Below are 18,924 nucleotides of genomic sequence, written 5' to 3' on the forward strand. Positions count from 1 at the left end.
CGAGAGCCGGCCCCGCGGCAACGGAACCGGCCCTCGATCCGGGCTTCGCGGTCCAGCCCGAATCGTAGGCGGGACCGCCGGTCAGACCTTGACGAAGTTGATGGCCGCGAGGGGGCCGAAGGGCAGTTCCGCCAGCGGGCCGCCGGTGTCGAGGGCGCCGAGGTCGACGGGGAAGAACCGCATGGCCTCAATCAGCGCGCGGATCTCGGCCTTCGCGGCCGCATCGTCGCCGGAATAGAACAGCACGCGCTGACCGCCGGAGAGTTGGGGCTGGGGCAGGGCGTTGACGTCGAGGTGATTGAAGGCCTTGACCACGCGTGCGCCGGGGACGAGGGCACGGATCAGGCTGCTCGACGCGCGGCCGCCGAGATCGACGGCCTTGATGCCGTAGGCGGCCAGCGGGTTGGCCGGATCGTTCGCGGCGGGCGAATTCGGGTCGAGGAACTCGACCGGGTTGGTGCCATCGACCACGATGCGGTTGTTCCAGGCCGGCAGGCGGCTCAGCACCGTCTCGGTGTCGGTCCAGCGCAGCGCGACGAAGACGATGTCGGCGCTGGCCGCCTCCGCGACGGTGCCCGCCGTGATCGAGGGACCGAGTTCCGCGACGAGGGCCGCCAGCGAGGCCGGCCCCCGACTGTTCGCCACCGTGGCGGCGATGCCGTTGCGAGCCAGCGCCCGCGCCACGTTCGAGCCGAGGCCGCCGGAACCAAGGATACCGATGCTCATGGTGTCGCTCCTGTCATGAAGGGGGTTGCTGCCGGGGGCTTTGCGTCTTCGAGCCGTCCGCGCCCCGGTGGCGAACGATCCGCATTCAATGCCGGCCGCATCCAACTCGAATGTTGCTATGTCGACGACGCGATTACACTTTAGGATAAAAAACGATCACCAGGAGAGGGGGATCGTGAACTTGCCGAGGCGCGCCACCTCGGCGGCGATGTCGGCGATGGTGACGGTCGCCAACTCGTCCTCCAGGGCCTGCCGGGCCCGCCCGAGGATCGGGCTGAGGGCGGCCTGGATCTGTCCGCCGACCGCGCAGGCCTCGCAGGGCGGGGTCCGGTGCAGGGTGAACAGCGCCGTATCCTCCACCGCGCAGTAGACGTCGAGGAGGCGGATGCGTTCGGCCGGTCGGGCCAGCAGCGCGCCGCCGCCCGCCCCCATCTGCGAACGGGTCAGCCCCGCCTCGCCGAGGCGGGACAGAAGCCCCCGGATCACCACCGCGCCCGTGTTGACGGAATAGGCGAGATCCTCGGACCGGAGCGGCTTGCCGCCGCTCACCGCCAGGGCGGCGAGGATGTGGACGGCGACGGCGAAGCGGGTGGTGGTGGGCATGATCGATTTCGCTTGTGTGTCGATGACAATACGACACATCTCGCGCCTGTCAACCGGGTTCCCGCGCATCGTCGCGCCGTCGCTGGCCGAGGCCCCTCAAAGCATCACACGGGTGAGGGGCGCCGGATCAAGCCGGGTCGGGCGGGCCCTCGCCCTTGCCCACGAAGGGGATGCCCTCGATCGGGCATTCCGGGGTGCCGACGCTCGGCCGGGTGATCGCCCGCACGGCCTCGCGGGTGGCATCGGGGTCCTCGATCCAGCGGCGGTAGAAGTCGTAGGGGCATTCCGACAGGCCGTGCCGGTTCTCCTTCGAGGCGATCATGCCGGTGTAGCCGCGATGCAGCAGCTTGAAGAGGTGGTTCTCCGATTGCCCGTGGGCGCGGGCATCGCGGATCAGAAACTTCGACAGGGCGGCGTACTGGATGCCCATCTCCTCCTCGCCGCACTCGCCCAGCGTCCGCCCGTCGAAGCCGATGATCGCCGAGTGGCCGAAGTAGCTGTAGACTCCGTCGAAGCCGGCGGCATTGGCCACCGCCACGTAGGTGTTGTTGGCGAACGCCATCGCCTTCGACATCAGGACCTGCTGCTCTTTCGCCGGATACATGTAGCCCTGGCAGCGGACGATGAGCTCAGCGCCCCGCATGGCGCAGTCGCGCCAGATCTCCGGGTAGTTGCCGTCGTCGCAGATGATGAGGCTGATCTTGAGGCCCTTGGGGCCGTCGGAGACGTAGGTCCGGTCGCCCGGATACCAGCCCTCGATCGGCGTCCAGGGCATGATCTTGCGATACTTCTGCACGATCTCGCCCTGGTCGTTCATCAGGATGAGGGTGTTGTAGGGCGCCTTGTTCGGGTGCTCCTCGTGGCGCTCGCCCGTGAGGGAGAACACGCCCCAGACCCTCGCCTTGCGGCAGGCGGCGGCGAAGATGTCGGTCTCCGGCCCCGGGACCGTGGTGGCGGTCTCGTACATCTCGGCCGCGTCGTACATGATCCCGTGGGTCGAGTATTCGGGGAAGATCACCAGGTCCATGCCGGGCAGGCCGGACTTCATGCCGACCACCATGTCGGCGATCTTGGACGCGTTCTCCAGGACCTCGTCCCGCGTGTGCAGGCGGGGCATCTTGTAGTTCACGACGGCGACGCCGACGCTGTCCTGGCTGGACGAAATGTCTCCGTGCATCATGGCGCGATCCTCCGGTTTCGAGACGTGGCGCGTGCCGCGGTGTTTGGCGGCACGCGTGGGGGGAGACGGGGTCCCCCGGGCCCCTAGCCCGGCGCGAGGCCGAGGAGGGTTCCGAGGGGAACCACGAGGGTGAAGCCGCCATAGACGCCGTCCTTCGGCCGCCGGACGGTGTAGGGGTTCCAGAACGAGTTCGGATTGACGACGTACTGGACCACGGGCTCGAGGATCACGCCGGCCCCGACGTCGATGTGGGCGTTGGCCTCGAAGATGAACTTGTCCCGCGAGAACGGCGCGCCCGAGCCGCCCGAGATGAAGTTCGCATCCGCCAGGAAGTCGGCGTAGTTGGCGTTGATCCGCTGCCAGTTGGCCTTCAGACCGTAGGTGTCGTTGGGCCGGGACTGGTCGGGCGACTGCAGAAGGATTCCGGCGAAGGAATTGAACCGGATCGGGATCGTCGGGTCGAAGGCGTAGCCGGTGCCGGTATAGACCGAGATCGAGGCCGGGTGCGGGTTGGCGGCCTCCGCGCCCCCGTCGGCCCGCCACACCGTCTGCGAGGCGGTCAGCACCACGCCGGAGGTGCCGGATTTCTGCAGGGCCGGATCGCCGGGGAACAGACCCTTGGAGCGGCCGAGCGCCGTCTTGAAATTATCCTCGTGATCGGCGGTGTTGTAGAAGCCGGTGAGCGAGACGCGCCCCGGATAGGCCTCCTGGGAGAAGTCGGTCTTGCGGCCGATCTCGGTCATCACCACCGCGCCGGCCAGGCGCTCGTAGCCGAAATCATAGCCCGACAGCCCGTTGGTGTTGGGGTTCACGCTGAAGGCGCCGGCCTGGACGTAGGTGGTCGGCGAGAGCTTGTAGGCGACGTTGGCGCCCCAGACCCCGTAGAGCGGCGAGGTGAAGCCGGCGTTGAAGTAGAACATGTCCTGGAAGCAGGAATTGATCGAGTTGCACGGCGGAAGGCCGTAGTATCGGTCCGGATGGGTGCGGCCGACCTCGACCACGAGGCGGTCGTCGAGCAGCTTCTGCTGGTAGGTGAACAGCGACAGCCGGGCGAAGTTGGGGTTGAACGGCGGCTGGTAGCCCACCGTGGTATCGCCGATGTCGGCGGCCATGTTGAGGTTGCGCACCAGGCCGAAGAAGGTCTGGGTGAAGTTGATCGTCCCGCCCGAGATGCCGGCGATCTTCTGCATGTCGGCCGTCATCGACAGGACGAAATAGGCCGAGTTCGACTGCTCGCCGGGCCGCAGACCCATGGTCGGGTTGGCCTGGTAGAAGTCGTAGACGTTGACGTCGAAGGTCAGGCCGCGGGCCGCCATCTCGGTGGCCCAGGGCACGAGCGGGCCGACCCGGACCGGGTCCTTCGGCTTGTCGGCGATGGCCGGGTCGGTGCGCGGCTGCGTCTGGTCGTTGAACTGGCCCACCGGCGAGGCCGTCTGCGCCAGGGCCGGCCCGTCCACCAGGACGCCGGCGGACGCGACCGCCGCCGACAGGAGCGCGCCCCGGGCCGCCCCCCATCCCATCCGGCGCCTCGGCACCGGTCCCCGTTCGAATCTCTGGATCATCGTACCACCCCACGCTCCAGCATCGATCCCGCCTCGGACCCATCCCATCCACTTCAGCTGTGGAATTATATCTCGATAGGCCCAGACACTGTGCAGATCTGCTGTCGGGTAATACTTTGCAATTGCAGTGCCAGTGCTTAATTTAGTGGCTGATCATCCAGGGTCGTGCCGACGGAAAGCTTTTGGCGGCCGGCGTTGCTTGCGTTTTGGTCTTCGCCGACCCGCTGCAGCAGCCGCAGCCGGCGCCGTGCCCCGAAACCTTGCGGGGGGCATGACGGCTGCGCTCGTTGGTGGCGTGCGCCTTGCGCAATCCCGCATCCATGGAGGCGAGGTTCGGCGCGGTGAGGAAGGCGCGGCCGCAGGCGGTCCCGCAATCCGGGCAGTCGTGGGGATCGCGGAACTCGGCCATCGGGCGCAGCACCGTGAACGGGCCGCAGCCCTCGCAGGCGTAATCGTAGACGGGCATGGGGACCTCTCGGTGCTGTCTGCTGGGTGGAGCGCGGCGAGCGGAGTGCGACCCACGACTCTGGACGATCGCGCGTTCGCATGCGGCCCGCCGCGTCATTCCGGGGCGCCGCAGGCGAGCCCGGAATCCGGACCCGCCGACGGCATGCAGTCTCGCACCACCTGTGCGTCTGGATCCCGGGCTCCGCTGCGCGGCCCCGGGATGACATGGTGCGACGGGAGACGTCTCGGCGCGCGAACCGGCCTCTGCGGTCCGCCTGCCAGGAGGAGGGGGATGCGCGCCGGATCGGGCGCGACCCGATCCTCAAAGATCGGGCGACAGGGGCATCTGGATCGAGCCGTCGAGGAACTTCGTCGGTCCGTCGGCGCCGGGATTGATGTCGAAGTCGAAGATCTTCGTCGGAATCCACAGGGTGGCGCAGGCGTTCGGGATGTCGACGACGCCGGAGATGTGGCCCTGGACCGGCGCGGTGCCGAGGATCGAGTAGGCCTGGGCCCCCGAGTAGCCGAACTTCTTCAGGTATTCGATCGCGTTGAGGCAGGCCTGGCGGTAGGCCACCGTGACGTCTAGGTAGTGCTGCTTGCCGTACTCGTCGACGGAGACGCCCTCGAAGATGAGATGGTCGTCGAACTTCGGCGTGATCGGCGACGGCTTGAAGATCGGGTTCTTGATCCCGTACTTGGCCATGCCGTCCTTGATCAGGCTGACCTTGAGATGGACCCAACCCGCCATCTCGATGGCGCCGCAGAAGGTGATCTCGCCGTCGCCCTGGCTGAAATGCAGGTCGCCCATCGAGAGGCCGGCGCCGGGAACGTAGACGGGGAAGTAGATCTTCGAGCCCCGCGACAGGTCCTTGATGTCGCAATTGCCGCCGTGCTCGCGGCCCGGCACCGTGCGGGCGCCCGTCGCCGCCGCCTTGTCGCGTCCCTCGCCCTTGAGCCGGCCCATATGGGCGGTGGGGGCGAAGGGCAGGGTGGCCAGGGCCGGGACCCGGTTGGGGTCGGTGTCGAACAGCGCCTTCTCGCGGGTGTTCCAGGTCTCCAGCATCTTCGGATCGGGCAGGCAGCCGATCAGGCCGGGATGGATCAGGCCGGGGAAGCGCACGCCGGGAATGTGGCGCGACTTCGTGAACATGCCCTCGAAGTCCCAGATCGATTTCTGGGCCTGGGGGAAATGCTCGTCGAGGAAGCCGCCGCCGTTCTTCTTCGAGAAGAAGCCGTTGAAGCCCCACTGGCTCTCGGGCTTGGCGCCGATGTCGAGGAGGTCGACCACGAGGAGGTCGCCGGGCTCGGCACCCTCGACGCCGATCGGGCCGGACAGAAAGTGCACGATCGACAAATCGATGTCGCGCACGTCGTCGGCCGAATCGTTGTTCTTGATGAAGCCGCCGGTCCAGTCGTAGGTCTCGACGATGAAGTCGTCGCCGGGCTTGACCATCGCCACCATGGGGATGTCGGGGTGCCAGCGGTTGTGCACCATGTCGTTGTCGTAGGCCGATTGGGTCAGATCGACCTTGATCAGGGTCTCGGGCATGTTGCGTCGGTGCTCCCTTCCCAGACAGGGGACATGCGTCCCCGTTCGCGCCGGCGGTGAGATCCGCCGGCGGGTGATGTGGCGGTGATCGTCGGGCCGGCGCGCGCCGGGCCCGGTCGCCGTCAGCGTGCGAGCAGCTCCTTCAGGGCCGCATCGAGTGTGGCGATGTCGTCGGGGCTCGTCCCCGGTCCGCCCGCAAAGTGGCCCCACCAGGTGTCGAGGACGCGCAGGTCCGCGTTCGGCATGGCCGCCGCCTCGATGGCGTTGTCCTCGGGGGGGAAGTAGAGGTCGGTGGAGGCCGGCATCAGGATCGCGTCGGCGCGGATCGCTCCGAGCGCGGCGTCGAGATCACCGTTGAAGCGGTCGTTGGCGCTGATGTCGCCGTTCTGCCAGGTCCACAGCATCGCCAGCAGGTCGTTGGCGTCCCGGGTGTAGAACAGCCCCTCCCAGAACCCGACGAGGAAATCCTCGAGCGAGGCGTAGCCCATATGGGTCTTGTCGGCCTCGATCCGGTAGAAGGTCTGCGACAGGCCCCAGCCGGCATAGACCCGGCCGAAGGCGCGCAGGCCCCGGTTCGGCGGGCTCGTGTACCAGCCCTCCGCGTAGGCGGCGTCGGCCTGCAGCGCGGCCTTGGCGCCCTCCAGGAAGACGAAGTTGTGCCGCGAGCACTTGGCCGAGCCCTGAAACGGCAGGATGCGGGGCACCATGTCGGGGTAGAGCGCCCCCCAATGGTAGGTCTGCAGCGCGCCCATGGACCACCCGGTCACGAGGACCAGCGTGTCGATGCCGAAATGCTCGGTGACGAGGCGGTGCTGGGCCGTGACGTTGTCGTAGGCGGTGACGTTGGGGAAGCGCGGCCCGTTCCAGGGGGGCGGCGTGTTGCTCGGGGAGGACGACAGCCCGTTGCCGAACAGGTTCGGGACGATAATGAAGTAGGTGTCGGGATCGAGCGCCTTGCCCGGCCCGATCAGCCACTCGTTCTCGGTGTGCTGGCCCGAGTACCAGGTCGGGTAGACGATGGCGTTGTCCCGGGCGGCATTGAGCGTGCCGAAGGTCTTGTAGGCGAGCCGGGCGTTGCGCAGCGTCTTGCCGCACTGGAGGACGAAGTCGCCGAGCTCGAAGATCTCGTAATCGACCATTCTGACCTCCATCAGACCGAAAGGAAGCGGGCGACCTGGGCCTCGTCGATGTCGGCGCGCAGACTCTCGTGCACGATCACGCCGTTCTCGATCACCAGCACCCGGTCGGCGACGTCGAGGGCGAAGCTCAGAACCTGCTCGGAGACCACGATGGAGAGGCCGCGCTCGTCACGGATCTTCTTCAGGGTGCGGCCCATCTCGCGGATGATCGAGGGCTGGATGCCCTCGGTGGGCTCGTCGAGGAGGAGGACCTTGGGCCGGCTCGCCAGGGCCCGGGCGATGGCGAGCTGCTGCTGCTGGCCGCCCGACAGGTTGCCGCCGCGCCGGCCTTTCATCTCGAGGAGGACCGGGAACATCGTGTAGAGGTCCTGGGGCACCCGGCGTTCGCCGGTGACGGTGAGCCCCGTCTCGATGTTCTCCTGCACGGTCATGGCCGAGAAGATCATGCGGCCCTGGGGCACGTAGGCGAGGCCCTTGGCCACGCGCTGGTGGCTCTTGAGGCCCTCGACCGCGGCCCCGTCGACCCGGATCGTGCCGGACTTCACCGGCACGATGCCCATCAGGGTCTTCATCAGCGTGGTCTTGCCCATGCCGTTGCGGCCCATCACGGCGACGATCTCGCCGGGCGCCACCGCGATGTCGAGGCCGTGCAGCACCTCGCTCTGGCCATAGGCCGCGTGAAGGTCGCCGATCGCCAGCATCGGCTGGAGCCCGGCCTGGATGGGCGGCACGGCGGCGGGAGAAGGCGTGATCTGGAGCATGGCGCCGTTTCCCCGTCAGTGGCCGAGATAGACTTCGATGACCTTCGGGTCGTTCTTGACCCGCTCCATCGAGCCCTCGGACAGGACCTTGCCCTGGTGCAGCACGGTGACCCGGTGGGCGATGTCCTCGACGAACTTCATGTCGTGCTCGATCACCAGCACCGAGCGGCCCTTGATGATCTCGTTCAGGAGTTCGGCGGTCTTGACGCGCTCGCCGACGCTCATGCCGGCCACCGGCTCGTCGAGCATCAGCAGCTCCGGGTCCTGGATCAGGAGCATGCCGATCTCGAGCCACTGCTTCTGGCCGTGGCTGAGGAACTCGGCCCGCTCCAGGAGCTGGTCCTTGAGGAAGATCATGCTGGCGACCTCCTCGATGCGGTCGCGGACCTGGGCGTCGCGCTTGAAGGTGAGCGCCCCGAACACCGAGCGGCCGCGCGGATAGGAAATCTCCAGGTTCTCGAAGACGGTGAGGTCATCGTAGATCGACGGCGTCTGGAACTTGCGGCCGACACCGGCCAGCACGATGGCACTCTCGGACAGCCGGGTCAGCTCCTGGCCCTTGTACTTGATCGAGCCGGAGCTGGCCCTGGTGCGGCCGCAGATCAGGTCGAGCACCGTGGTCTTGCCGGCGCCGTTGGGGCCGATGATGACCCGGATCTCGTTGGGGTCGACGTAGAACGAGACGTCGTTGACCGCCTTGAAGCCGTCGAACGAGACGGTGAGGGATTCCACCGCCAGCAGGAAGTCCTTCTCGGCCGGATCGGCGCCGATGCGGTGCGAGGGCAGGAGGGTTGCGTGCATCGGAGGTCCTACTCGGCCGCGTGGGGCAGGGCGACGGCGGGCGCGGGCTCCAGGGCCTTCACGCGCCGGGTCAGGCGGGGCTCGACATGGGTGCGGTAGATGCCCGCCAGACCGTTGGGGAAGGCCAGCACCACCAGGATGAAGAGCCCCCCGAGGCCGAACAGCCAGAGCTCCGGAAAGCTCTCCGAGAAGCTGGTCTTGGCCCAGTTCACGAGGAGCGTGCCCCAGACGGCGCCGAACAGGGACAGGCGCCCGCCGACCGCGGCGTAGATCACCATCTCGATCGAGGGCACGATGCCGACGAAGGAGGGCGACATGAACCCGACCTGGAGGGTGAACATCGCGCCCCCGATGGCGGCGAACACCGCCGCCAGGCAGAACGCGAAGGTCTTGAAGCTCGCCACCTGGTAGCCCGAGAACCGGACCCGGTCCTCCTTGTCGCGCATGGCGAGCAGGATGCGCCCGAGCTTCGACTTCTTCACCATCTGGGCGAACAGGATGCAGGCGACGAGCAGGCCGGCGTTGACGAAGTAGAGGATGTTGTGGGCGCTGTCGGTTCGTATGTCCCAACCGTGCAGGGTGCGCAGGTCCGTGATGCCGTTGATGCCGCCGGTATAGCCCTGCTGCCCGACGATGAGGATCGTCAGGATGGCGGCGATGGCCTGGGTGATGATGGCGAAGTAGGTGCCGCCGACCCGGCGGCGGAACATCGCCGTGCCGATGACGAAGGCGAAGAGGGCCGGCACCACCAGCACCGCCAGGAGGGTGAAGGGCAGGCTCTCGAACGGCTTCCAGAACCAGGGCAGGGCGGTGATCTGGTTCCAGTCCATGAAGTCGGGGATGCCCGGCGTCGACTGGATCTTCGTGTTCTCGACGCTGGAGGCTTCGAGCTTGAGGTACATGGCCATCAGGTAGCCGCCGAGGCCGAAGAACACGCCCTGGCCGAGGGACAGGATGCCGCCGAAGCCCCAGCAGATGACGAGGCCGAGGGCCACGAAGGAATAGGTCAGGTACTTGCCGACGAGGTTGAGCCGGAAGGCGTCGAGCAGCATCGGCAGCAGGACGAAGATGACGCCGACGAGGAGCGCCAGGCTCACCCACTCCATCGGCTTCATGAAGGGATTGTCGTTGACGACGGGGGTTTTGGAGCGGGTCATGACGTTCGGGCTCCTCAGCGCCGGACCTTGAGGGTGAAGAGGCCCTGGGGCCGCAGCATCAGGATGCCGACCACCGCCAGCAGCGTGAGCACCTTCGCGGTGGAGCCCGAGAGGAAGAACTCGAGGGTCGACTGCGTCTGCGAGATCGAGAAGGCTGACGCGATGGTGCCGAGGAGCGAGGCGGCGCCGCCGAAGACCACGATCAGGAAGGTGTCGACGATGTAGAGCTGGCCCGAGGTCGGCCCCGTGGAGCCCACCATGGTGAAGGCCGAGCCGGCGATGCCCGCGATGCCGCAGCCGAGGCCAAAGGTGAGGCGGTCCACCCGCTCGGTGTCGATGCCGACGGCGCCCGCCATGGCGCGGTTCTGCACCACGGCGCGGACCTGGGCGCCGAAGCGCGAGCGGTACATCAGGAGGGCGACGCCGACGGTGATCAGGGTGGTGACGCCCATGACGAACATGCCGTTGATCGGGATCTCGATGGTGTCGGTGACCTGCACCGAGCCGATGAGCCAGGACGGCAGCTCGACGCCGACCTCGCGGGCGCCAAAGATCGTGCGGTAGGCCTGCTGCAGGATCAGGGAGAGGCCCCAGGTGGCCAGCAGCGTGTCGAGCGGGCGCTTGTAGAGGTGGCGGATCAGGGCCCATTCCACCAGCATCCCGAGGGCCCCCGAGGCCAGGAAGGCCAGGGCCATCGCCACGAAGAAGTAGGCCGGGAACAGGGCCGGCAGCTGGGTCTGGAAGAAGCCCGAGCAGAGATAGGTCATGTAGGCGCCGAGGATCATGAACTCCCCGTGCGCCATGTTGATCACCCCCATCTGGCCGAAGATGATCGCCAGCCCCAGGGCCATCAGCACGTAGACCGAGAACAGGATCAGCCCGGCGAAGCCCTGCATGACGAAGATCGAGCTGAGATCCCCGAGCGAATAGTCACCGAACATGGGTTCGTTCTCCGAAGGATGCCGCGAAGGTCGTGCAAGCATCGGGCCGAGTTAGGCCTCAGATTTCCCCTCCCCCTTGTGGGGAGGGGGAGGGGTGGGGGTGGCGCCGCCAGCCTCCGCAGGTCGAGGGTCACCCAACCACCCCCACCTCCAACTCCTCCCCACAAGGGGGAGGAGGGCACGCTGGAGTCCTACTGGTAGCCCTTCGGGAAGGGGTTCGGCTCGATCAGGTCGGGGCTCTCGTAGACCACCTCGAACTGGCCCGAGGGCAGGGCCCTGGCGACCCGGGTCTTCGACCAGAGGTGATGGTTCGGGTGGATCTTGACGTAGCCTTCCGGCGCCTCCTTGAACTCGAGGCCCGGCGAGGCGGCGACCACCTTGTCGACGTCGAAGGAGCCGGCCTTCTCGCAGGCCATCTTCCACAGGAACGGCCCGAGATAGGCGGCCTGGGTCACGTCGCCGATGACGGTCTTCTCGCCCCACATCTTGTGGAAGGCGGCGACGAACTTCTCGTTGTTCGGGTTCTTGAGCGACTGGAAGTACTTCATGCAGGAATAGGCGCCGGCGATGTTGTCTCCGCCGATGCCGTCGACCTCGTCCTCGGTCACCGAGATCGTCAGCAGGGTCTGCTTCGCGAGGTCGATGCCGGCCGCCTTGAGCTGCTTGTAGAACGCCACGTTCGAGCCGCCGACCACGTCCGTGAAGATCACGTCCGGCTTGGTGAGCTTGAGCTTGTTGATCACCGAGTTGAACTGTGTGTGACCCAGCGGGAAATATTCCTCGCCGACAACCTTGGTCTTGAGCACGTTCTCGATGTGTTTGCGGGCGATCTTGTTTGAGGTGCGCGGCCAGATGTAGTCCGAACCGATGAAGAAGAACGTCTTGGCGTTCTTTTCCTTGGTGACCCAATTCAGCGATTCGAGGATCTGCTGGGTGGCCTCCTGGCCGGTGTAGAAGACGTTCTTCGACTGCTCCAGGCCCTCGTAGAAGGTCGGGTAGTACAACAGGCCGTTATACTGCTCGAAGACCGGCAACGCGGCCTTGCGCGAGGCCGAGGTCCAGCAGCCCATCACGGCGGCGCAGTGGTCGTTGACGAGGAGCTTCTTGGCCTTCTCGGCGAAGGTCGGCCAGTCGGAGGCGCCGTCCTCCTGAATGATCTTGATCTTGCGGCCGAGCACGCCGCCCGCCTCGTTGATCTGGGAGATCGCGAGCTTCTCGGCCTGGATCGAGCCGGTCTCGGAGATCGCCATCGTGCCGGTGGCCGAGTGCAGGATGCCGACCGTGACCTCCGTGTCGGTCACGGCGAGGCCGGTGGTGTTCACCGCCGAGGTCGGCGGCGCCGCCGCGAAGCTCATGCGCGGCATCAAGGCGATCGCCGGAGCGCCGGCGAGCCCCATGAGAAGCCTGCGCCGGAGCGCCGATTGCAGGCCGTTGCCCTTGTCCTCTGCCATCGTGCCCAAAACCCCTGTCGGTCGTCGCACGGCGCATCGGACGGCCGCGGATCGACGGAGCGGAGGCTAGGCCGCGTTGTGCAGTGCGGCCTATACGCTGTTTTGCGTATGTCGGAGCCGGGCGGACAGGCCCATTCTGGCGAACTGCCCGCGAGTCCAGGGTCCCATCGCCGCTCCGGCCACTGGACGGGGTGCGCGCCCACGTGGAAGCACGGGATCGGGCACGGTCCTTGCTACGCTGGGGACGACGGAGCGCCACGGTTTCGGACAGGCCGGGATGCCGCGCCAGACCCCGCGCCGCATGATACCGTCCCCGCCGAACACGATGACCGAGCACCAGCGTATCCTGCCGATCCGGCGCGACTACAACCGCCTCGTCGCCGACGAGACGCTGGAGGACTATGCCCTGCGCTTCACCGCCAAGAAGGCGCGGCGCTGGTCCGGGTTCCGGGTCGCCCAGACCGCCCTCGGGTCGCTTTCCTTCCTGGCCCTGGAGGCGATCGGCGGCACCCTGGTGCTGACGGTCGGGTTCACCAACACCCTGGCGGCGCTCCTGGTGGTCAGCGCCATCATCTTCGCCACCGCGACGCCGATCAGCCTCTACGCCGCCCGCTACGGCGTCGACATCGACCTCCTCACCCGGGGCGCCGGCTTCGGCTATATCGGCTCGACCGTGACCTCGCTGATCTATGCGAGCTTCACCTTCCTGTTCCTCGCCATCGAGGCGGCGATCATGGCCCTGGCGCTGGAGCTGTACTTCGGGCTGCCGCCGAGCCTCGGCTACCTCGTCAGCGCCCTCGCGGTGATCCCGCTGGTCGTCTACGGCTTCGCCATGATCAGCCGCTTCCAGCTCTGGACGCAGCCGATCTGGATCGTCCTGAACCTCGTGCCGCTCGCCTGCATCGCCTGGGCCGGGGACGCCCCGGTGGCGGCCTGGCTCGCCCATCCGGGGGCCGACGGACTCGGGGGCTTCGACTGGCCCCGCTTCGGGCTGGCCTCCGGCATCCTCCTGGCGCTGCTGGCCCAGGTCGGCGAGCAGGTCGATTTCCTGCGCTTCGTGCCGGCGCGCACGTGCGAGCGCGCCGGGCGCTGGTGGGCGGCGGTGCTGGGCGCCGGCGGCGGCTGGATCCTGCCCGGGATGCTCAAGATCCTGCTCGGGTCGTTCCTGGCCGTGCTCGCGATCGCGCACGGCGTTCCGGCCGAGCGGGCCGCCGAGCCGACCCAGATGTACGCGGTGGCCTTCGGCTACGTGGTGCCCTCGGGCATGGGCGCGGTCGCCCTGATGACCCTGTTCGTGGTGGTCTCGCAGCTCAAGATCAACGTCACCAACGCCTATGCGGGCTCCATCGCCTGGTCGAACTTCTTCTCGCGCCTGACGCACAGCCATCCGGGCCGCGTGGTTTGGCTCGTCTTCAACGTCGCCATCGCCCTGCTGCTGATGGAGCTCGGCATCGACAAAACCATCGTCAGCACCCTGTCGCTCTACGCCGTGGTGGTCTCGGCCTGGGTCGGCGCGCTGGCGGCGGACCTCGCCATCAACAAGCCCTTCGGCCTGTCGCCCCCCGGCATCGAGTTCAAGCGCGCCCATCTCTACGCCGTCAACCCGGTGGGCACCGGCGCCATGGCGCTGGCGATCCTCACGGGGTTCGTGGCCCATGCGGGCTGGCTCGGGACGCAGGCCGTGCCGTTCGCGCCGCTGCTGGCCCTGGTCGTCGCCGTCGCGGGCGCCCCCGCGATCGCCCTCGCCACCGGCGGGCGCTACTACCTCGCCCGTACCCCGCGCACGGACTGGCAGGGGGCGACCGAGATCACCTGCCGGGTCTGCGAGCACCCGTTCGAGCCCGAGGACATGGCCCAGTGCCCGGCCTATGCCGGGCCGATCTGCTCCCTGTGCTGCTCCCTCGACGCCCGCTGCGGCGATCTCTGCAAGCCGCACGGCCGCCTGGAAGCCCAGGCCCAGAGCGTGCTCGCCCGGGTCGCCCCGGCCCGCACCGCCGCCTGGATCGGCGCGCCGCTGGGGCGCTACCTCGCGCTGATGCTCACCCTGGTGGCGGCGATCGGGCTGATCCTCGGCATCGTGCATGCGGGGGCCAGCGCCGAGCATCCCGAGCACCGCGCGGTGCTCGGCGCGGCGCTGACCAGCGTGTTCCTGATCCTCATCGTGATCCTGGGCATCGTCGCCTGGCTGTTCGTGCTGGCCCAGGAGAGCCGCCGGGTCGCCCTGGAGGAGACCGCCCGCCAGACCGGGCTCTACCAGGCCGAGATCGAGGCCCACAAGGTCACGGACGCTAAGCTGCAGCAGGCCAAGGAGGTGGCGGAGGCCGCCAACCTCGCCAAGAGCCGCTACGTGGTCGGCATCAGCCACGAGCTGCGCACGCCCCTCAACGCGGTGCTGGGCTACGCGCAGCTCCTCGAGGGCGATCCCGCGATCCCGGCCCCGCGCCAGAACGGGATCCGGGTCATCCGGCGCTCGGCCCAGCACCTCTCGGGGCTGATCGACGGCCTGCTCGACATCTCCCGGATGGAGGCGGGCCGCCTCCAGATCCACCGCAACGAGGTCCGGCTCGCCGACTTCCTCGACCAGATCGTCGACATGATCCGGCTCCAGGCCCAGGGCGCCGCCCTGGCGTTCCGCTTCACCCGGCCCGAGACCCTGCCGGCGGTGGTCGCCACGGACGAGAAGCGCCTGCGCCAGATCCTGCTCAACCTCCTGTCGAACGCGATCAAGTTCACCCCCGCCGGCACGGTGACCCTCGACCTGACCTACCGCAGCCAGATCGCGGTGTTCACGATCAGCGACACCGGCCTCGGCATCCGCCCGGACGACCTGGAGCGCATCTTCGAGCCGTTCGAGCGCGGCTCGATGGCCGCCGCCCGCTCCACCCCCGGCACCGGCCTCGGGCTGACCATCGCGCACCTGCTCGCCCAGGTGATGGGGGGCGAGATCACGGTGGCGAGCGAGGTCGGGCGCGGCACGCGCTTTCGCCTCCGGCTGATGCTGGCCTCGGTGGCGCGGCCCAAACCCGTGCTGGCGGCGCAGGCGAGCGCCCCGCCGCGCGTCTACGCGGGGGCCCGCCGCACGATCCTGGTGGCCGACGACGATGCCGCCCATCGCGGGCTGATGCGCGACATCCTCGAACCCCTCGGCCTGGTGGTCTGGGAGGCGGGCGACGGCCCGGCCTGCCTGGCGCTGGCCGAGACCCAGCCGCCGGACCTGTTCCTCCTCGACATCGCCATGCCGGGCATGAGCGGCTGGGGGCTGGCCAAGGCCCTGCGGGAGGCCGGCCACACGGCGCGCATCGCCATGATGTCGGCCAACGTGCACGAGATCAGCCCGGTGCGGGGCGACGACGCGCCTCACGACGCGATCATCGCCAAGCCCTTCGACCTGCGCGACTTCCTCGAATGCGTCACCGGGCTCCTCGGCCTCGACTGGACGGCGGGGGACGCGCCCGCGCCGCCCCCGCCCGAGGCCGCCGCGCCGGACCCGCGGCCGGAGCACCTCGCCGACCTCCTGCGCCTCGTGCGCATCGGGCACGTCCGCGGCATCGAGGCGAAGCTCGCCGAGATGGACAGCGGCGCCGCGGCACCGACCGCCTTCATCGCGCAGATGCGGGGGCTCACCGCCGCCTTCGACCTGCGCCGCGCCCGGGCGGTGATCGAGGGCCTGCTGGAGCCCGCCGATGGCTGAGGCGCAGCGCGACACCGTCCTGGTGGTCGACGATTCCCCCGAGACCCTGAGCTTCCTCACCGAGGCGATCGAGCGCTCGGGCGCCACCGTGCTGGTGGCGGTGGCGGGCGACCTCGCCCTGGCCCTGGTCGACGAGATCACCCCCGACGTCATCCTGCTCGACGCGATGATGCCCGGCATGGACGGGTTCGAGACCTGCCGCCGCCTCAAGGCGAAGGGGCACCTCGCCCACGTGCCCGTCATCTTCATGACCGGCCTGTCGGAGACCGAGCACATCGTGAAGGGCCTGGAAGCGGGGGGCGTCGACTACGTCACGAAGCCCATCGCCCCCGACGAGATCCTGGCCCGCATCCGCGTGCATCTCGCCGGTGCCCGGGCGGCCCAGAGCGCGCGCGCCGCCCTCGACACCACCGGCCGCACCCTGTTCGCGGTGGACCGCGACGGCACGGTCCTGTGGGGCACGCCCCAGGCCGCCCGGCTGCTCGGCGGCTTCACCGAGCCCGGCGCTCCCTCGAGCCTGCCGCCGCAGGGGGCCGCCTGGCTCCGGGGCTGCCTCGCCGGCACGGGCGCGCCGGCCCTGACCCTCGGCGACCGCGCGGGCACCGCCTATACCTTCAGCTTCATCGGCGGCACCGGCGACGAGATCCTGCTGCGCCTGTCCCGCGACGGCACCGAGGCGGGCCTGGAACGCCTGCGCCTGCGCCTGCGGGTCACCGGACGGGAGGCGGAGGTGCTGCTCTGGCTCTCGCGCGGCAAGTCGAGCCGCGACATCGGCGAGATCCTGGGCTTGAGCCCCCGCACGGTGACGAAGCACTTAGAGGGGATCTACGAGAAGCTCGGCGTCGAGAACCGCACGGCCGCGTCCGTCATCGCCGCCCGCCACCTGCAGGACCTCGACTGACGGGCGGCGGAGCGGATATTTCCGGCCCACCCCCTCGCTTTGGCGGCGCGACACCCGATCTATCAGACAGGTCAGGCTGGGAGCTTCGCGATGAACTGGATGACGTGGTTGGTCGGCCGCTGCGTGGACCTCACCGAGCGCGTCGTGCCCGGCCTCGAGCGGCGCGAACCCGGACGGCCGGGCGCGCCGTCGGCCCTGCGCGGCCGGGTGCGCGGCTCGGGCTCCGAGCCGGCGGTGATGCAGCCTGGTGCCGGCCCGCGCCCGGACTGATCCGGTACGACCGGCCCTCGCCCGCCCCTCAGGCCAGGGCGCGGGCTGCGGCGCCGGCCTTGCGCACCGAGGCGTCGACGTCGATCGTGGCGGCGGCGATCCCGTCCATGTTCTGGCGCACGACCTCGACGCTCCGGGCGGCGTTCTGCATGTTGATCGTCATGTCGCGGGTCACCGCGGCCTGCTCGGTCACGGCCGATGAGACGCTCAGCGAGATCTCGCTGAGATGGCCGATCGTCCGGGCGATGGCCTCGATCGCGGTCACGGCCTGGGTGGTGGAGCCCTGCACCGCCGCGATCTGCGTCCCGATCTCCTCCGTGGCCCGGGACGATTGGTTGGCCAGGGCCTTCACCTCGGCGGCGACCACGGCGAAGCCGCGGCCCGCCTCGCCGGCGCGGGCCGCCTCGATGGTGGCGTTGAGCGCCAGCAGGTTGGTCTGGTCGGCGATCGTGCGGATGACCGAGATCACCTCGCCGATCTTGTCGGCGGCCGAGGTCAGCCCGGCGATGATGCCGGAGGCCTCCTCGGCCCGGATCACCGCCTCCTCGGACGCGACCTTCGCCTCGGACGCGTGGCGGCTCAGTTCCTCGATGGAGGCCGAGAACTCCTCGGCGCCGGCCGCCACCGCCTGGACGTTGCCGGAGGTCTGGGCCGCCGCCTCCGCCGTGAGGGTCGCCTGATGGCTGACGTCGGAGATCGAGCCGGTGATGACCCCGAGATCCTTGTCGATCGCCTGCTGGCCCTCTTGCCGACGCAGCCGGTCGGCGACCTGGGCGGTGACGTCGCTGGCGAACTTCACCACGGAGACCACCCGGCCGTCGGGTCCGAAGACCGGATTGTAGGCGCCGTAGATCCACACCTCGCGGCCGCCCTTCGCCAGGCGACGGAACTCGCCGGCCTGGTAGGCGCCGCCCGCCAGCGCCGTCCAGAAGGCGGCGTAGGCCGGCGTGTCCCGGTCCGCCGGCGCCACGAACTGGCTGTGGTGCCGACCCTTGATCTCGTCGAGGGTGTATCCGAGCGCGGCGAGGAAGTTCGGGTTGGCGTCGGTGACGAGTCCGTCCGGCGTGAAGTGGATCACCGCCTGCGACCGGTTGATCGCCGCGATCTGGCCCTCGAACGCGGCGTTGCGCGCCACCTGCGCGGTGATGTCCGTGGCGAACTTCACCACCTTCACCGGCTTGCCGCGGCGATCGAGGATCGGGTTGTAGCTCGCCCGGATCCAGATCCGGCGGCCGTCCTTGCCGATCCGGCAGAAATCGCGCGCCTGGTGCTCGCCCCGGCGCAGGCTGTCCCAGAAGGCCCGGTAGGCCGGGGTGTCCCGCTCCTCCGGAGGGACGAACAGGCTGTGCGGGCGGCCACGGACCTCTGCGAACGTATAGCCGATGAGATCGAGAAAGATCTGGTTCGCGCTCTGGACACTTTCATCCATCGCGAACTCGATTCGACCTTGCGATCGATCGAGCGCTTCGAGTGTTGCACGAAGACCGGCGCCCAACATCGTCAATTTCTTTCGCGGAAACGGTGACTGATACGCGACTAGACGGGTCGCATTTTGATGCTCGTAACTTTAATTACAATCCGTGAATTTGTCTTTAACGGTCGAAGATCCTGAAACGACTTTGCAAAAAACAACATATGAAAGCGTGCCGAGCGCCCTCGCATCCGGACGCTGGCCGGGTCCGTGCGACACCGGCCAACCGCGCAATCCGAGGCCGCCGCTCGGTCGCGCGCGAGAGGGGCGC

The 18,924-nt window shown here is 68.5% G+C and carries 16 protein-coding genes; 3 read left to right on the forward strand and 13 right to left on the reverse strand.

Going from position 1 to position 18,924, the window contains the following annotated elements; translation table 11 throughout:
- Positions 1 to 81 precede the first annotated feature (81 nt).
- The 12 genes from ASG63_RS21395 to urtA form a co-directional block, all read right to left on the reverse strand.
- Positions 82 to 726: an NADPH-dependent F420 reductase gene (locus ASG63_RS21395; RefSeq protein WP_056221471.1), complete on the reverse strand. Its 645-nt coding sequence runs from the start codon at positions 724 to 726 to the stop codon at positions 82 to 84.
- 156 nt (positions 727 to 882) lie between these two features.
- Positions 883 to 1,329: an Rrf2 family transcriptional regulator gene (locus tag ASG63_RS21400; protein WP_056221475.1), complete on the reverse strand. Its 447-nt coding sequence runs from the start codon at positions 1,327 to 1,329 to the stop codon at positions 883 to 885.
- 127 nt (positions 1,330 to 1,456) lie between these two features.
- The gene (locus tag ASG63_RS21405) at positions 1,457 to 2,509 is read right to left on the reverse strand and encodes an aliphatic amidase (RefSeq protein WP_056221478.1); all 1,053 of its coding nucleotides are present in this window, start codon (positions 2,507 to 2,509) and stop codon (positions 1,457 to 1,459) included.
- A gap of 83 nt (positions 2,510 to 2,592) precedes the next feature.
- Positions 2,593 to 4,029, reverse strand: a complete 1,437-nt coding sequence (locus ASG63_RS21410; protein ID WP_156394305.1) for a carbohydrate porin — start codon at positions 4,027 to 4,029, stop codon at positions 2,593 to 2,595.
- Between the two features lie 184 nt (positions 4,030 to 4,213).
- The gene (locus ASG63_RS21415) at positions 4,214 to 4,537 is read right to left on the reverse strand and encodes an FmdB family zinc ribbon protein (RefSeq protein ID WP_056221483.1); all 324 of its coding nucleotides are present in this window, start codon (positions 4,535 to 4,537) and stop codon (positions 4,214 to 4,216) included.
- A gap of 303 nt (positions 4,538 to 4,840) precedes the next feature.
- Positions 4,841 to 6,070, reverse strand: a complete 1,230-nt coding sequence (fmdA, locus tag ASG63_RS21420; RefSeq protein WP_056221485.1) for a formamidase — start codon at positions 6,068 to 6,070, stop codon at positions 4,841 to 4,843.
- Between the two features lie 122 nt (positions 6,071 to 6,192).
- Positions 6,193 to 7,209 (reverse strand): alpha/beta fold hydrolase, encoded by a 1,017-nt coding sequence (locus ASG63_RS21425; RefSeq protein WP_056221488.1) that lies wholly within the window; start codon positions 7,207 to 7,209, stop codon positions 6,193 to 6,195.
- A gap of 11 nt (positions 7,210 to 7,220) precedes the next feature.
- Entirely contained in the window at positions 7,221 to 7,910 is a 690-nt protein-coding gene (gene urtE / locus ASG63_RS21430) for an urea ABC transporter ATP-binding subunit UrtE (protein WP_056221777.1), read from the reverse strand.
- Between the two features lie 75 nt (positions 7,911 to 7,985).
- Positions 7,986 to 8,771, reverse strand: a complete 786-nt coding sequence (gene urtD, locus ASG63_RS21435) for an urea ABC transporter ATP-binding protein UrtD (RefSeq protein WP_056221492.1) — start codon at positions 8,769 to 8,771, stop codon at positions 7,986 to 7,988.
- Positions 8,772 to 8,779: 8 nt separating this feature from the next.
- On the reverse strand, positions 8,780 to 9,928 hold the full coding sequence (gene urtC / locus ASG63_RS21440; RefSeq protein WP_056221495.1) for an urea ABC transporter permease subunit UrtC: 1,149 nt from the start codon (positions 9,926 to 9,928) through the stop codon (positions 8,780 to 8,782).
- A 14-nt stretch (positions 9,929 to 9,942) separates the two neighbouring features.
- Entirely contained in the window at positions 9,943 to 10,869 is a 927-nt protein-coding gene (gene urtB, locus ASG63_RS21445; RefSeq protein ID WP_056221498.1) for an urea ABC transporter permease subunit UrtB, read from the reverse strand.
- Positions 10,870 to 11,060: 191 nt separating this feature from the next.
- On the reverse strand, positions 11,061 to 12,320 hold the full coding sequence (gene urtA / locus ASG63_RS21450; RefSeq protein WP_056221501.1) for an urea ABC transporter substrate-binding protein: 1,260 nt from the start codon (positions 12,318 to 12,320) through the stop codon (positions 11,061 to 11,063).
- A gap of 325 nt (positions 12,321 to 12,645) precedes the next feature.
- Between urtA and ASG63_RS21455 the strand changes: the two genes are divergently transcribed.
- The 3 genes from ASG63_RS21455 to ASG63_RS21465 all read left to right on the forward strand — a co-directional run bounded on the left by ASG63_RS21455 (position 12,646) and on the right by ASG63_RS21465 (position 17,182).
- Entirely contained in the window at positions 12,646 to 16,011 is a 3,366-nt protein-coding gene (locus ASG63_RS21455) for an ATP-binding protein (protein ID WP_056221779.1), read from the forward strand.
- Entirely contained in the window at positions 16,004 to 16,912 is a 909-nt protein-coding gene (locus ASG63_RS21460) for a response regulator transcription factor (RefSeq protein WP_056221505.1), read from the forward strand. Before ASG63_RS21455 ends, ASG63_RS21460 begins: the two co-directional genes overlap by 8 nt.
- A 90-nt stretch (positions 16,913 to 17,002) precedes the next feature.
- Complete coding sequence (locus ASG63_RS21465) at positions 17,003 to 17,182, forward strand: hypothetical protein (RefSeq protein WP_056221507.1); 180 nt, start codon at positions 17,003 to 17,005, stop codon at positions 17,180 to 17,182.
- A 28-nt stretch (positions 17,183 to 17,210) separates the two neighbouring features.
- Here ASG63_RS21465 and ASG63_RS21470 read toward each other — a convergent pair whose 3' ends face one another.
- Complete coding sequence (locus ASG63_RS21470; RefSeq protein WP_082559449.1) at positions 17,211 to 18,611, reverse strand: PAS domain-containing protein; 1,401 nt, start codon at positions 18,609 to 18,611, stop codon at positions 17,211 to 17,213.
- Between the last annotated feature and the right edge of the window lie 313 nt (positions 18,612 to 18,924).

It is taken from the genome of Methylobacterium sp. Leaf94 (genome assembly GCF_001426045.1).
In the GTDB taxonomy this organism is placed as follows: Bacteria; Pseudomonadota; Alphaproteobacteria; order Rhizobiales; family Beijerinckiaceae; genus Methylobacterium.

What these genes read in the sequence shown, in the direction of transcription:
- ASG63_RS21395 (WP_056221471.1), bottom strand. Translation starts at nt 726, where the DNA reads ATGAGCATCGGTATCCTTGGTTCCGGCGGCCTCGGCTCGAACGTGGCG.
- ASG63_RS21400 (WP_056221475.1), bottom strand. Translation starts at nt 1,329, where the DNA reads ATGCCCACCACCACCCGCTTCGCCGTCGCCGTCCACATCCTCGCCGCC.
- ASG63_RS21405 (WP_056221478.1), bottom strand. Translation starts at nt 2,509, where the DNA reads ATGATGCACGGAGACATTTCGTCCAGCCAGGACAGCGTCGGCGTCGCC.
- ASG63_RS21410 (WP_156394305.1), bottom strand. Translation starts at nt 4,029, where the DNA reads ATGGGATGGGGGGCGGCCCGGGGCGCGCTCCTGTCGGCGGCGGTCGCG.
- ASG63_RS21415 (WP_056221483.1), bottom strand. Translation starts at nt 4,537, where the DNA reads ATGCCCGTCTACGATTACGCCTGCGAGGGCTGCGGCCCGTTCACGGTG.
- fmdA (WP_056221485.1), bottom strand. Translation starts at nt 6,070, where the DNA reads ATGCCCGAGACCCTGATCAAGGTCGATCTGACCCAATCGGCCTACGAC.
- ASG63_RS21425 (WP_056221488.1), bottom strand. Translation starts at nt 7,209, where the DNA reads ATGGTCGATTACGAGATCTTCGAGCTCGGCGACTTCGTCCTCCAGTGC.
- urtE (WP_056221777.1), bottom strand. Translation starts at nt 7,910, where the DNA reads ATGCTGGCGATCGGCGACCTTCACGCGGCCTATGGCCAGAGCGAGGTG.
- urtD (WP_056221492.1), bottom strand. Translation starts at nt 8,771, where the DNA reads ATGCACGCAACCCTCCTGCCCTCGCACCGCATCGGCGCCGATCCGGCC.
- urtC (WP_056221495.1), bottom strand. Translation starts at nt 9,928, where the DNA reads ATGACCCGCTCCAAAACCCCCGTCGTCAACGACAATCCCTTCATGAAG.
- urtB (WP_056221498.1), bottom strand. Translation starts at nt 10,869, where the DNA reads ATGTTCGGTGACTATTCGCTCGGGGATCTCAGCTCGATCTTCGTCATG.
- urtA (WP_056221501.1), bottom strand. Translation starts at nt 12,320, where the DNA reads ATGGCAGAGGACAAGGGCAACGGCCTGCAATCGGCGCTCCGGCGCAGG.
- ASG63_RS21455 (WP_056221779.1), top strand. Translation starts at nt 12,646, where the DNA reads ATGACCGAGCACCAGCGTATCCTGCCGATCCGGCGCGACTACAACCGC.
- ASG63_RS21460 (WP_056221505.1), top strand. Translation starts at nt 16,004, where the DNA reads ATGGCTGAGGCGCAGCGCGACACCGTCCTGGTGGTCGACGATTCCCCC.
- ASG63_RS21465 (WP_056221507.1), top strand. Translation starts at nt 17,003, where the DNA reads ATGAACTGGATGACGTGGTTGGTCGGCCGCTGCGTGGACCTCACCGAG.
- ASG63_RS21470 (WP_082559449.1), bottom strand. Translation starts at nt 18,611, where the DNA reads ATGGATGAAAGTGTCCAGAGCGCGAACCAGATCTTTCTCGATCTCATC.